This is a genomic window from Rhodopirellula halodulae (assembly GCF_020966775.1).
GTDB lineage: Bacteria > Planctomycetota > Planctomycetia > Pirellulales > Pirellulaceae > Rhodopirellula > Rhodopirellula halodulae.
The window spans coordinates 16,660-30,847 of the sequence record NZ_JAJKFV010000008.1 but is presented as its reverse complement, the minus strand read 5'-3'; the positions used below and the strand labels follow the sequence as shown (position 1 = coordinate 30,847).

At 57.6% G+C, this 14,188-nt stretch carries 11 protein-coding genes; 6 read left to right on the top strand and 5 right to left on the bottom strand.

From position 1 onward, the window contains the following. Positions 1 to 185 precede the first annotated feature (185 nt). The 5 genes from lpdA to LOC70_RS06410 all read right to left on the bottom strand — a co-directional run bounded on the left by lpdA (position 186) and on the right by LOC70_RS06410 (position 6,317). Positions 186 to 1,613: a dihydrolipoyl dehydrogenase gene (gene lpdA, locus LOC70_RS06430; RefSeq protein WP_230252644.1), complete on the bottom strand. Its 1,428-nt coding sequence runs from the start codon at positions 1,611 to 1,613 to the stop codon at positions 186 to 188. Positions 1,614 to 1,707: 94 nt separating this feature from the next. Continuing rightward, positions 1,708 to 2,316, bottom strand: a complete 609-nt coding sequence (gene rpsD / locus LOC70_RS06425) for a 30S ribosomal protein S4 (protein WP_230252643.1) — start codon at positions 2,314 to 2,316, stop codon at positions 1,708 to 1,710. Positions 2,317 to 2,626: 310 nt separating this feature from the next. Further along, complete coding sequence (locus LOC70_RS06420) at positions 2,627 to 4,006, bottom strand: Gfo/Idh/MocA family protein (RefSeq protein ID WP_230252642.1); 1,380 nt, start codon at positions 4,004 to 4,006, stop codon at positions 2,627 to 2,629. A 222-nt stretch (positions 4,007 to 4,228) separates the two neighbouring features. Continuing rightward, positions 4,229 to 4,597: a WYL domain-containing protein gene (locus LOC70_RS06415; protein WP_230252641.1), complete on the bottom strand. Its 369-nt coding sequence runs from the start codon at positions 4,595 to 4,597 to the stop codon at positions 4,229 to 4,231. A 403-nt stretch (positions 4,598 to 5,000) separates the two neighbouring features. Then, complete coding sequence (locus tag LOC70_RS06410) at positions 5,001 to 6,317, bottom strand: family 16 glycoside hydrolase (RefSeq protein ID WP_230252640.1); 1,317 nt, start codon at positions 6,315 to 6,317, stop codon at positions 5,001 to 5,003. A gap of 314 nt (positions 6,318 to 6,631) precedes the next feature. Here LOC70_RS06410 and LOC70_RS06405 point away from each other — a divergent pair, with 314 nt between their 5' ends. From LOC70_RS06405 to LOC70_RS06380, 6 genes are all read left to right on the top strand, one after another. Then, on the top strand, positions 6,632 to 6,808 hold the full coding sequence (locus LOC70_RS06405) for a DUF6800 family protein (protein WP_230252639.1): 177 nt from the start codon (positions 6,632 to 6,634) through the stop codon (positions 6,806 to 6,808). 121 nt (positions 6,809 to 6,929) lie between these two features. After that, a complete protein-coding gene (locus LOC70_RS06400; RefSeq protein WP_230252637.1) occupies positions 6,930 to 7,751 on the top strand; it encodes an ABC transporter ATP-binding protein in 822 nt (273 codons plus the stop codon). A 231-nt stretch (positions 7,752 to 7,982) separates the two neighbouring features. Beyond that, positions 7,983 to 10,841 (top strand): Gldg family protein, encoded by a 2,859-nt coding sequence (locus LOC70_RS06395; protein ID WP_255715629.1) that lies wholly within the window; start codon positions 7,983 to 7,985, stop codon positions 10,839 to 10,841. Between the two features lie 39 nt (positions 10,842 to 10,880). Further along, a complete protein-coding gene (locus LOC70_RS06390) occupies positions 10,881 to 12,923 on the top strand; it encodes a DUF4340 domain-containing protein (protein WP_230252632.1) in 2,043 nt (680 codons plus the stop codon). A gap of 140 nt (positions 12,924 to 13,063) precedes the next feature. Beyond that, entirely contained in the window at positions 13,064 to 13,339 is a 276-nt protein-coding gene (locus LOC70_RS06385) for a hypothetical protein (protein ID WP_230252630.1), read from the top strand. A gap of 268 nt (positions 13,340 to 13,607) precedes the next feature. After that, positions 13,608 to 14,054, top strand: coding sequence for a hypothetical protein (locus LOC70_RS06380; protein ID WP_230252628.1), 447 nt, complete (start codon positions 13,608 to 13,610; stop codon positions 14,052 to 14,054). Positions 14,055 to 14,188: the final 134 nt, after the last annotated feature.

Here is a 14,188-nt window from a genome sequence, read left to right as displayed (position 1 = left end):
GCAATCCGATCGCAACGCAAAAAAGCGTGGCACAAATTGGAGATTCACCACCGAAGATGCGCGAGTCAAACTCAAGTCGCTCTATCCGCAGCATGACACATAGAGCCGGAACGACCACTACGAGATGGGCGCACCGTCACCTCAAACCTTTTCGCTGAGGCCCTGCCCCCTTTCCACTCCCCAACCTATTTCCGTTTGGGTTTGTAGATTTCCGTCGCGGTTCCGAAGTGGACTTCCCCGGCGTTCATCAGCGTTTCACTGAGGGTCGGGTGCGGGTGAACGGACTCGGTGATATCGGTGACTTCGCAGCCCATCTCGATCGCCAGCACGGCTTCCGCGATCAGCTCGCCGGCTCCGGTGCCCACGATGCCGCAACCGAGCACGCGATGGGTTTCAGGATCCACCAACCACTTGGTCAAACCATTCGTCACACCCAACGCCTGAGCACGACCGCTGGCGGCCCACGGATAAACCTCAACGTCGACCTTGCGACCGGCGGCTTTGGCTTCGCCCTCGGTCAAACCGGCCCAAGCGATCTCGGGATCGGTGAACACGACGGCAGGGATCGCGGCTTTGTCAAACGCGACGTTCTTGCCCGCCAGAACTTCTGCGGCGACGCGGCCTTCGTGGGTGGCCTTGTGGGCCAACATTGGATCCCCGGCGACATCGCCGATGGCCAAGATGTTCGGGTCGGCGGTGCGTTGCTGATCGTCGCAAACAACGAAGCCTCGCTCGTTGACTTCGACCTTGGTGTTTTCCAGCCCCAAGCCTTGGCTCACGGGACGACGACCAATGCTGATCAGCACGCGATCGTAGGACTCGGTGCCGTACTTGTTTGGGCCTTCAAAGGTCACCACCACCTTGTCGCCATCTTCGGCCAGCGAGCCGACTTTGGTGTTCAGGAACACGCGACCATCGCACATCTTGTCGACTTTTTTGGCCAGCGGCTTGACCAAGTCGCGATCGGCGCCGGGCAGCAAACCTTCGCCGAGTTCAACGACGCTGACTTTCGATCCGAGGTGCGCGTAAACCGTGCCCATTTCCAAACCGATGTAGCCACCACCGACGACCAGCAGCGTTTCAGGAATGTCCTTGAGTGCCAGAGCACCGGTGCTGTCCATGACTCGGTCGCTGCCGATGTCAAAGGCACCTGGCATGGCGGGAACACTGCCGGTGGCCAGGATGCACTTGTCGAAGGTCAGCTTGCCGCCTTCGGGGATGGACTCGTGATCGCCTTCGAGCTTCAGTTCATTCGAGCTGACAAAGCTGCCGCGAGCCTGGATGACCGTCACGTTGCGACGTTTGGCCAATCCGCCCAATCCGCCGGTCAGGTTGTCGATGACTTTGTCTTTGCGAGCACGCACGACGTCGACATCGATTTTCGGTTCGCCGGCATACTCGACGCCCCATTCTGATTTCAGTTCTTCGACTTCGCTGATCACTTTGGCGACGTGCAGCAACGCCTTGCTGGGTATGCATCCACGGATCAGGCAGGTGCCGCCCAGCCGCGGTTCGGCTTCGACGATTGTGACTTCCAAGCCTTCGTCAGCCGCCAAGAAAGCCGCCGCGTATCCACCAGGGCCACCACCGAGAACGACAACCGGAGCGTGCATGATTGAAACCAGAACAAAAAGAGATGATTCGGGAAAGGAAACGGCCGCGTGAAAACCACGCGGCCGATGTGCTTTGAACGGTAATTGCCACGCCTTAGCGAGACAAGAATTCGACGACGCTGTTAGCGTCGACGGGCAGGCTGATGTCAACCGCACCTGGCAACGACAGAACCGTTGCACGCAGGGCTTCGCTGTCGAACGAAACCCAGTCCAGTCCGTCTGGAGGTGAGTTGGCGATCACACCACGGTAGAGGTTCTTCAAGTTTTCGCGGCCGCGAACTTCGATCAGGTCGCCAGCACGCAGCAAGTAACCAGGCTTGGTGACTTTCACGCCGTTGACGCGGAAGTGACCGTGTGCGATGCCCTGACGAGCTTGCGGACGAGTCTTGGTGAAACCAACACGGCGAACAACGTTGTCCAAACGACGCTCGCACATCAGCAACAACAATTCCCCGGTGTTGCCCGATTTACGGCCAACGTTATCGAAGTAACGACGAAGTTGGCGTTCGCCCAATCCGTAATAGTGCTTGATCTTTTGCTTTTCCATCAAAGCCGCACCGTAGTTACTGGGGCGGCGACCGCGGGTGTGCATCCCTGGGGGTTGCGGGCGACGGTCCATCGCACGGGCTGCGCCGGCGGTTTCGTAAATCATGGTGCCGAGGCGGCGATTGATGCGGGCTTTGGGCCCAGTGTAACGTGCCATCGTGACTTTCACGGATGTGCCGGACGCTGTGTTTTCAAACGCGAAATTGTGAATCACTGAGCCGAGAAACCACGGAAATTCCGCAGTACATCTCGATTCAGCAATCCCTTTTTCGCCAGTGGGCCTCGCATGAGTGCGATGCCGTTGAAACAACGTTCAGCGGGGGAATTGCGGCGTGTTCCTTCGCGAAGTCCGCCAGTGGACTCGCGTGTTCACGCCAGAATTTTGAAAACGGGGCCGCAAGTGTCGTCGTTGGGCCCCGTTTTGACAAGAGGAATGAAAGTCAATCGATCGCGAAATCGACTGGATTTCAGCTCGCCGCGTGGGTTTCGGCTGAAAATCCTTCTCGCGATTTGCGACTCATCAGCCCGTTGGCTTGCTCGTCGTCAATGAATCGCTCGGCTTTCGGGTCCCATTTCAATTCACGGCCCAACATCAACGCAATGTTGCACAGGTGACACGAGGTCATTGTGCGGTGGTGCGACCACACGTCAGAGATCGGCTGACCGCCCTCTTCAATGCAGGCAAAAAAGTTCCCCATGTGGCTCATCGCTTTTTTTCCTTTGCGAAGCTCGGCGATTTTCGCGTCGAGCTTGGCGTTGTCTTCATCGGTCAACGCATCCACAGGGGAACCGGTCAGCTTCCCACGGTTGACGAAGATCCGCCCCTTGCTGCCTTCGAACAAGATCCCGTTGGGGAAGTCAATGTTCTCGTCTTCGCGTTTGTAGTGGTTGGTCACCACCATCTTGGAACCGTTGTCGAACTTCAGCTCGATGTTGAACTTCATCGCGGTGTTGTAACCATTGGGCAGCGACGCTTCGCCGTTGAAGAACGAATTCCAATTGAAGTCCGCGGGGACGTTTTCAGGAAATTCGCCGGTGCCCTGAATTGAAGTCGGGCCGGTTTCTCCGGGAGCCAACGCCCACTGAGCGATATCGATGTGGTGGGCACCCCAATCCGTCATTTTGCCGCCGGAATACTCGAAGAACCAACGGAAGTATTTGCGTCGCTCTTCGCAGTAGTCCGCCTTCGCCGCCGGGCCAACCCACAAATCCCAATCCAAATCCTCGGGAGCCTCGGTGGCTTCGAACGGTCCACCGCCGGGAGCACCGCCGATCGCGATGTAAGCGTTGACGTTGTCGCCGACATAGCCCGATTGGACCATCGCGATCGCTTTTTGAAACAGATTGCCTGAACTGCGTTGCTGGGTTCCGACCTGGAACACGCGACCGGTTTTCTCGACGACCTTGCGAATTTGTTTGCCTTCGTCGATCGTCAGCGTCAGTGGTTTTTCGCAGTAGACATCGGCGCCGGCTTCCAAGCACGCGATTGCGATGGGCACGTGCCAGTGATCCGGGGTGCCAATCGTCACCACATCTGGCTTTTCCTTCGCCAACATCTCGCGGTAGTCGCGATATTTGTTCAGGTTGCCGCCGTGTTTCTGGTTGAACTCTTCGGTGTGCAGATCGTCCACATCGCAAACGGCAACCATCGTGGCAAATTTGGACGCTTCGTTGGCAATCGCACCGCCACGGTTGTAACGACCTCGGCTACCGCCCACGCCAATCGCTGCCAAACGGAGTTTCTTCGTTTCTTCCGCCGCGATCAGCTGAGCAGAGGTCAGGTTGGATCCAGCGACCGCGCCCGCGAGGGCACCGGTTTTCAAAAAGCCACGGCGTGAAGGTTGCATCGAGGTGGGCTCCGTCGGGATGGTGAACGGGGGAGAGAAACCAGCGACTGAACGAACTTGACACCAGCGATTGGCGTGCAAGTCGCCGCTGCCGGCAATTTAGCAGGGCCGATCATAACCTAAGGGTCGCCGAGGCGAAAATCGTCTACAGACTTGCGATTTCAGGCTGGTGGACCATCAACGTTCGAAATCGAGCAAAGCTCGATCAGGCGCCCCGATTAATCAGGATCCCAGTTCAATCATGGGGACGGGCATGACCACTTCGTCGGCTTCGAGCAACTGAAAATTGCTGCATCGCGACAAATGGAATTGCCGAGGCTCTTCACGACACAGGCACAGTCCCAAGAAACGATCCGTGGCCGTGAATCGGATGGGGCTGACGGTCCGGCGTGTGCGTTTGCCTTTCGAATCCATGTAGTCGAGTTGCACGACGAAGCGGTCACTGTCCGCCATCGCAGTCCGCAAAAGACGTTCAGGGCTCCATTTCGCGTTCGCTCGTTCGCAAAATCGATCCCGCGATCGGGCAAAGGATTCGTCACCACGAACAAAGGCTGAAGGAGCAGCAACAGGAGAAAGCGTGGCGACTGACATAGTGAACGTCCCAAAATTTTGCGTGACGAGGATCTGAACTTAGATGTTCGTATCATCGCCACCCCCGTGACACGTTTGGTCACAAAGTAGGTCAGGTCCCACCTGACAACCGCGCACCGTCACACAAAAAGCCCCCTTCTGCCCTGTATCTCTTCCCACTTTCACCCTCCCCACCCGTAGGCCGGAACAAGCCGCCTCGGCGCAGCTCCGGCAATCGTGATGGCACGAGCAAACCAAGCCTCGCCGGATGTGCGTCGCAAAGCCTCCTTCATCCGGCCTACGAGAGGATCGACGAAGGGCGTTATCCCTGATTGTCAGTCCACAAGCCAGCAACCACGTAAGGCGGGGCCTGACCTACGGCTCCGCACTCAGCCCTCTCTGCTCACATCTCACAGCTCACGCCTCACCGCTTGCGTCGGACGTACTGGATGGCGGTGGATTCCAAATCGGGATCTTTCAATCCGATTCGCTTGCCTTCGGCGACCGCGTTTTCGATCGCCTGACGTCCGTCCAACACCCGGTGAGCGATCCAAACGGCCCCGACTCGGTTGGCCGACGCGCAATGCAGCAACACTTGCTCATCCGGCCGAGCAGATCGCAGCAGCCTGCGAAGCTCGTCCAACTTCGCGTCCGTCATCTGCTGGTGACCGCCGAAACGAATCGCGTGAAATTCCAGCCCCGCGTCCTTCACCATGGCTTCGTCGTCAAAATCGATTTCGCGTTCACTTCGCAGCGTGATCACTCGCGTCACCCCGGCTTCCTTCGCGGCAGCCAACCCTTTCGCGTCGGGCTGAGACGCCAACCAAATCGGCCCGGCCCGGTGCACGTCACGAGTGCCTGGCAACTCGGCCGCTTGCAGTTTGTAATTGCTGTCACGTCGCCCCGCGTTCTTCCATCCGCCCTGTGGAACGATCTTTTCCGCGTCTTCCGGCAGGTTCATCGATGCAACCATCGAATCGTCGGAACGAGGCAATCGCTTCACAAAGAAATTGCGATAGCGAATTTCCATCGGCGGCCCCACGTGGACCTGCACCCCGATTCGGCCCGACAGCGAACGCCCGCGAGGATCCATATCGAAGTGCTCGGCGGTCTTCACCCCATCGATCCAGTGCTGGTGATGGTTGCCCACCACGCGGACCTTGTAGCGGTGCCAGGCTTCCGGCTCGAACTCAGGCGGCGTTTTCGAATCGACCACCCAGCCTTGTCCCTGATCATCCGTCACAACTTTCTGACCGGTGTGGCACAGGATTCGGCGGCCTCGTTCCTCGTACAGCATGCCGTTGTACTTTGGCGTGTTCGCGACCACATCGCACTGGTACCCAACCATCACGGCGGGCCCCAAATCCTCGCGAAGCTCGCTGCGATATTGGATGCCGCTGTTGCCTTTGGCACTGACCCACACATCGACCTCCAGCTCGAAATCTTCAACCGGATCGATCGAGGAGGTGATGAAGCGGTTGACCTTTACGGAGCCGTCTGTCGTGCCGATCAAGACACCGTTTTCGAGCTTCCAGTCATCCAAGCTGCCTTCCCACGAATCCACCAGCTCACCATCGATCAGCGATTCAAACCCCGACGGCGTGTCGCGAGGTAAACCGGCCGCAGGCTCCATCGCCGAGGTGTTTGGCGAATCGAAACCGGCAAGCACCAAAACGCCAAGCAGCCCCAAAACCAACGGAGCATCCGAAAAACGTGGCCGCTCACATCTGGCAACACTCATTATCGAGCACCGATTGAAGCCGCGAGTGAATGGATTGGCAGAACAAAAATTCATGCGTGGGGCTCAGTCTTGGATGGAGGGCAAATTGAGGCGGGGTGATCCAAACCGCACAGGGCGTGCGGCCTGAATTCTCGCCAATGATAGCCGCTGATTCCGCGAACTGCCCCCTTTCGCATCGACCCTTGACAACGATAATGCCGGATTCGCCTGGCGGTTGGCTCGCCGGTCCGTTATTTCGGGCTGCCGTTTGAAACACGTTTTCAACCGCTCACCGGTCCTCTTTCTCACCCTTTCAGTCAACGGAATTGATCCCCATGGCAGGAACCGAACGTCGTCGTGAAATCGCCCGTCTGCGTGCTCGTCGCAAGAAAACCGCCAACCTGTTGCAACGCGTCAAAGCCGGCACGATGGAAAAAGCCGAAGCCGCTCGCAAGCTTCGCAAATTGACTCCCGGTGCGGATGTCATCATCCAGCGTGAAGGCCTCGCCTGATTCATTCGCGTTCTGATTCGCCGAGCCCGCGGATGGAAGTTGCGAACCTTACGCGACGCAGCCGCGTAGCACCGCGCGACTTGATCCATTTCTTCCACGATTGAAGACGGGTACGACACTGATGGCAGAAGCCACAACGGCGGACACGACGACCTCCCCCGCATCCAAATCGGATTCCACCCCGGGCGGTCGCAAACCCATGATCGAAGCGGTGGGGCTAAGCAAATTTTATGGCCCCTTCGCGGCCGCACGCGAAGTCACGTTCAGCGTCGGCGAAGGCGAATTGGTTGCGTTCTTGGGGCCCAACGGGGCCGGCAAGAGCACGACCATGAAAATGCTGACCGGTTACATCGCCCCGAGCGAAGGTCACGCTCGGATCGCTGGTCACAACATGATGGACGATCGCATCGCGGGCAGTCGTCGCCTGGGATACCTGCCTGAAAACGGGCCGCTGTATCCCGAAATGACTCCCAAGGGCATGTTGGAATTTTTCGCCGATGCCCGCGGACTTTCCCCGCGAATCAAACGCGATCGCATCGACGCGGTGGTGGACATCTGCGACCTGTCGTCGGTGATGTACAAACCGATCAGCAAGCTGTCCAAAGGTTTCAAGCAACGGGTCGGCATGAGCCAAGCTCTGCTGCACGAACCCGACGTGCTGATTTTGGACGAACCGACCGCCGGTTTGGACCCCAACCAAATTCGCGGCGTTCGGAAAACGATGCGTCGTCTCAGCGAAACGAAAACGATTTTGCTCAGCACGCACATTCTGCAAGAAGTCGAAGCGATGGCCGACCGCGTTGTGATGATCAACGAAGGTCGCATGGTCTACGACGGTGACGTGGATGGTTTGCGAACCACCGGTCGTGGTGATTTGGACGAAGCGTTCCACCAACTGACCGGACAAGCCGAGACCGAACCCGAAGCGGCCTCCTCGAAGTGACTCTTCCCGGCGTGTGACCTTTCGCGGGTCACTCGCCGGTTCGAAGCAAGACAGACTCTGACATTGATCCCGGCGATTGGATCGTTGGTGAAAAGTCTCGGGCAACTTCCCGACTTGTTCACCAAAGCGACCCTGTTCACCGATGCGACACTGCTCACCGAAGACAGCGACCGCGTCTGCGATTCATCGCCCCTGAACCCAGCTCCCCAACCTCTGTTCTCCAGTACCACCATGGCGCTCAACAACGTCTCGATGGCCTTGATCAGCCTGCTCACGAAAGACGCGATCTTTCTGCTGATCTTGCTGATGGTCGTGTCCCTTTTGGCTCGCACCAAACAAGCCGCCTTTGCGGTGATGAAGCGAAACTTCATCGGCTATTTCAGCAACCCGACCGGCTATGTGTTCCTGTGCATCTTCGTGTTCCTGACCTCGGTGGCCGCGTTTTGGCCGTACGAGTTCTTCAATTCGAACTTGGCCACGCTGGACCAACTGAACTACTGGTTCCCGGTGATCATGTTGGTCTTCATCCCAGCCATCACGATGAGCATCTGGGCCGAAGAAAAACGCCAGGGCACCGACGAACTGTTGTTGACATTGCCGGCCGATGACTTTGACATCGTGATCGGCAAGTACATGTCAGCCGCGGCGATTTTCACCGCCTCGTTGCTGTTCAGCCAACTCAGCACCTTCACGACGCTGGCCATCCTCACCGAAGGCAGCTTGGACACGGGCCTGATCTTCACGACTTACCTGGGCTACTGGTTCGTCGGATTGGCCATGATCGCGATTGGCATGATCGCATCGTTCCTGACCGGCAACCTGACCGTCGGTTTCATCCTGGGTGCTCTGTTCAACGCACCGCTCGCGTTTGCTTCGCTGGCGGATTCGGTCAGCCCCAGCCAACGCGTCGCTGAATGGGTTCGCGACAGCGGCATCGCTCGTCCGTTTGACGATTTCGGCCGCGGAGTGATCAGCTCGTCCTCGATCATCTACTTCATCCTGGTCGCGGCGGTTGCACTCTACGTCTGCATGGTCTTGATCGGACGTCGTCACTGGACCGGCGGCAAAGACGGTAACTCGATGGCGTGGCACTACGTTGCCCGAGCCATCGCACTGGTGATCTTCACCGTTGGTGCCGTGATGTTGTTCCGCAGCAAAGACGTCGTGCGAGCCGACATGACGGAAGGCAAAGTCAGCTCACTGGCCGACGCGACCAAAACTTTGATCCGCGAACTGGACGACGATCGACCGATCGTGATCGACGCGTTCATCAGCAAAGAAGTCCCCGAGCTTTACGCGAAGACTCGTTATGAGCTGGTGAACTTGCTGAAAGAGTTCCGCAGCGAAGCCGCCAAAAACGGCCGCACCATCGAAGTCAACTTGTACGACGGCATCGACTTGTTCAGCGAAGACGCCGCTCTGGCAGCGGATCGTTTTGGCATCGAACCCGTCACCCGAATGTTCCGCGAAAAGGGTGCTTACACACAAAAGCAATTGATCCTGGGTGCGGCGTTCCGGTCGGGCTTGGAAAAAGTCACCGTGCCAATCTTCGAATACGGGATCCCCGTCGAGTACGAATTGGTCCGCAGTATCAACACCGTCGCCCGCGGTTCGCGAAAACGATTGGGTGTGGTTGCCACCGACGCTCGTTTGATGGGCGGAACCGTGATGAACGGCATGTCGATGCAGCGAGTCGAGAAACACCCGCTGATTGACGAACTCGCCAAACAATATGAAGTCGAAGAAGTCGACTTGTCCGGCCCGGTGACCCCCGGCATGTATGACGCTTTGTTGGCGGTCCAGCCTTCGTCGTTGGCGCCGCAACAATTCGATCGTTTGACCGCGGCTATCGAAGCCGGCGTGCCCACCGCAATCTTCGAAGACCCACGCCCCATCGGTGCGAACTACGTCACCGCGACCGGTGATCCGAAACAATCGCCTGGCGGCATGTTCGGCGGCGGCGGTGGACCTTCACCCAAAGGCGACATCCGCAAAATTTGGGACGTGCTGGAACTGAACGTTCCTGGGCAAGCCGCCATGCAAGGCATGTTCAATCCCGAACTTGTTTGGCAACAGCACAATCCTTATCCCAACTTGGAAACCGCTAACGAACTTTGGTTGTTCATTGATGAACAAGCGCGTGGCGTTCAACCCGGTGAAGCACTCAGCGACGCCAATCCGATCACCGATGGATTGCGTCAGGTGCTCGCGATCTTGGGCGGTGCGGTTTACGCGAAGAAAGACGCGACGCTGAAACACACCGCGTTGCTTTCAACCGGCCCATTGTCGGGAACCTTGCCGGCTCAAACCGTCGGCCAAGTCATGACTGGACAAACAACGCTGGCTCAAGAGATCCAAGGCGTGAACCCCAATGTTCCGATCGCCATGGCCATCGAAGCTGACACCTCGGCCGAAGGCAGCGAAGAAGCAACGGGCGTGAAGGCCGTCTACGTGGCTGACATGGACATCATCCTGCCCGAGTTCTTGTTGATCCGAGCTGATCCGGACCAAATCTCGGACATGCGTTTCCAATTCCAAAACGTGACGTTTGCTTTGAACGTGATCGATTGGTTGACCGGCGACACCAGCTTCATCGATGTTCGAAACCACGAACCGATCTACGCCAGTTTGCGGATGATTGACTCGGTGAAGGAAGAAGCCGCCAGCTTGGTTCGCAAACGCAGCCGCGAATTCCAAACGCAATACGACGAAACGATTCGCGAAGCTCAGGAGAAGATCGACCAGGAATTGCAATCGCTTCGCGAGGAGATCGAGGAACTGCAAAAAGATCGCGAAAACGGTTCGGTGCCGCAAAGCGTGCTTCGTGAAAAGCTGACGGCTTTCCAAATCAAGCAAGCCAACCAGCAACGCAACTTGGACGTTCAACAAGCCAAGCTGCAGAACGAACGCGAACAAAAGATCCAAGACGTTCGCCGAGAAGCGGAGCAAGAAGTCACCGCGATTCAGAATCAAGTCAAAACGGCTGCCGTGGCGTTGCCCTGCATCCCGCCGTTGATCGTCGGCATCATGGTTTTCGCGTCACGACGTTTGCGTGAACGTGAAAACATCAGCAAGAGCCGACTGAAATAACTCCCCAACCATTCAAACAATTTCATAGAGACTGCCATCGTGAACGAAGGAAAGAAAACCGGAGCGTTTTGGGCTGCCGCGGCTGTCATGCTCGCTGTCGGATTGTTTGTGGCTTGGCCCGCATCGACCGAAACCGAAGGCGAGAACACGGCGGGCAAACCGCTGTTTGAAAAGTTCAAAGATCCGCTGACGGCATCGAACCTGAAAATCGTCACCTTTGACGAAGAACAGGGCCAATTGGGAACGTTCGAAGTCCGTCGGGACGCCGAATCGGGCGAGTGGACGATCCCGTCTCGCAAGGGTTACCCCGCCGATGCGGTGGAGCAGATGCGTGACGCCGCCAACGCATTGGTCGGACTGACGATCCTCGACATCCAAACGGAAAACCAAGGCGACCACGAAGCCCTCGGCGTGGTGGAACCCAAGCTGGAGGATTTGGAAGTCGGCGACACAGGTGTCGGACGGTTGGTCACCTTCAAAGACGAATCGCAACAGACGCTGGCGTCGCTGATCGTTGGCAATCCGGTCAAGAACGAAGAAGGCAAGATCTACGTTCGAAAACCGGGACAAGATCCAGTTTACGTCGTCAAAATGGACGACTCGGTGCTGTCGACCAAGTTCCAAGATTGGATCGAGGAAGACTTGCTGCAGATGAGCAGCATCGACATCAAGGAAGCCGTGATTAAGGATTACTCGGCGTCGATCTCCGGTCGCAACGTGGCTTTGGAACGCAACTACACGGCCAAGTTCACGATGGAAGGCACCGACTGGATGCTCGACGAATTGCTCGAGTACAACCCTGACAACGCGATGGCTGAACCGAAGCTTGTCGAAAAGCCAGCCGACAAAGACCTGAACAGCGACAAGCTGAACGACATGAAGAATGCTCTCGACGACCTCAAAATCGTCGACGTGGTTCGCAAGCCCGACGGCATGAGCGCCAACCTGCGTGCCGACAAAGAACTCGTCTCGGACAACGAAGCGGTTCAATCGCTTTACACACGTGGTTTCTTCCCCGTGGGATCGGGTGCCGACGGCGAATTCGAAGTCTTGTCTGCCAATGGTGAGCTGAATGTGACCGTCGACGAAGGCGTTGAATACGTTTTGCGATTCGGTGACGTGGAAGGCTTGTCCGACGAATCCGACGAGGAAGGTGAAGAAAGCATCGGTGGCGTGAACCGCTATCTGTTGGTCACCGCTCGCGTCAACGAAGAGCAATTTCCCGCTCCTGATTTGCAACCCGTTCCGCAAACCATCGAAGAACTCGAAGCGATGCTGGGCGTTGGCGAAGAGACTGAAACAGAAGAAGCGGGAGCTCCCGCCGAAGAGATGAAGGAAACGACGGAAGAAGCAACCGAAGAAAGCACGGACGCCGAACCCGCTGAGACCGAAGAAGCGTCGCCGGAAGAAGCCGAACCTGAAATGAAGGAAGGCGAAGAAGCCGATGCCGAAACGTCGACTGAAGAAAGCTCGGAGGGAGATTCCGAAGGCGATAACACGGAAGAACCTGCGACCGAATCGGTTGAGGAGATTGAGGTGAGCGATGAAGGCGAAGCGACCGGTGAAGGCCAGGGCGCGGAACCTCAAGACGAAGACGAATCAGACGCTCCCGTGGACGACGCATCTGCCGCAGACGACAGCAGCGATGCGTCCGCCGAGGAGTCCACGGAAGCCTCCGCTGAAACCGAAGAGGAAATGGCTCTCGAGCCCGCTGGTGACGACGCGACCGAAGAGACCGCTGAACCGGCCGAGGAAGAAAGTGATGAGTTGACGTTCGCTGATCTGACCGAAGAAGAAAAGCAAGAACGACTGGAAGCCGAGCAAGAGAAAATCTTGAAGGCCAACACGCGATTGCTGGACGAACGCAAAGATCGTTTGAACGCCGCCAAGCGCCGTGTGGCCGACCTGAACGCTCGCTTCGCCGATTGGTATTACATCATTCCCGAGGCAACCTATCGCCAACTGCGGATCAACCGCGACGAGCTGTTCGTTGATCCAGGTGCCAACGAAGCGGCGGCTCCCGGAGCCCCACCCGCCGGCCTGCCGCCGGGCATGCAGCTTCCAGGTGGCTTCGGCAATTGATCTCGCCGATCATCATCTCAGCAGCACGATTCCAACAGCACGCGACGCCCCCACGTCGCGTGCTGTTTTCTTAATCCGTATATCCGGTTCCACCGGACGCTCTCCCATCAACGTCTTCCCGGATTCTCGAAAGCGTCACCGTGGCAATCGTCCGGTGGAACCGGACCTACGCGACCGAAAGCATCGCGATGAATGTTGTCCGGTGGAACCGGACCTACGGGACCGAAAGCAAAGATCGTTTGAACGCTCGCTTCGCCGATTGGTATTACATCATTCCCGAGGCAACCTATCGCCAACTGCGGATCAACCGCGACGAGCTGTTCGTTGATCCAGGTGCCAACGAAGCGGCGGCTCCCGGAGCCCCACCCGCCGGCCTGCCGCCGGGCATGCAACTTCCAGGTGGCTTCGGCAACTGATCCTCATTCCGTAGGTCCGGTTCCACCGGACACTCTCCCATGGCGATCGTTTTAAGAAACAAGGAAAAAGGTAAACGGCAATTCGTCCGGTGGAACCGGACCTACGGGACCGAACGCATCACGATGAATGTTGTCCGGTGGAACCGGACCTACTGTGGTCGGATGATCTCGCCCGACCGGGCGACTTCGTATTCCAAATCGTGGTCCGTGGTAGGATGACGCTCCTGGCGAGATCTGAACCTCGCTCTCCGCTTCCCGAATCGCGGCCATGGAAGTCAACCCTTACGCTCCGTCGTCACAAACAACGCCCTCGCTGCCTCCGCGACTGCGGCGAGGATCCAAATGGCTTCGTGGCTGGTTGGTCTTCCAGTTGCTATTGATTGCTGCGGGTGTCGCTGCGGCGGAATACGAAATTGAAACCATCGTTTTTATGGGGCCGACCGTTGCCGTGTCAGGGCTCATCCTGGCTTACCTTGCATTCCGCAATCGGGTGAACGTGGCCACGTTGTTTGGCGTCAGCGGAGCGGCTTTTGCAGGCTTCATCTTTTTGCTGATCGCGTTGAATAGCTGGGGTCCTTCCGAGGCGGACCGCCCGGTTTGCCGTTTGTGTGAGTTTTATCTCGTCGTTTCCCTGCCAGTGACCTGGGTCAGCTTTCTCGTCGCTGGACAAACCGACACGCCCTCGGCCGTTCCGTCGCCCCCGCCGGTGACTTAACCACTTGGTAACATCTGCCAACCAATCGTTTGCCCGGCACCTCATTTGCTGCCTCTGATCCAAATCGCAGGGGGTTCATCTTGCTACCAAGATCGGTTGGAATATCTCGTATCGATGTTGGCGGTCCGCAAGTG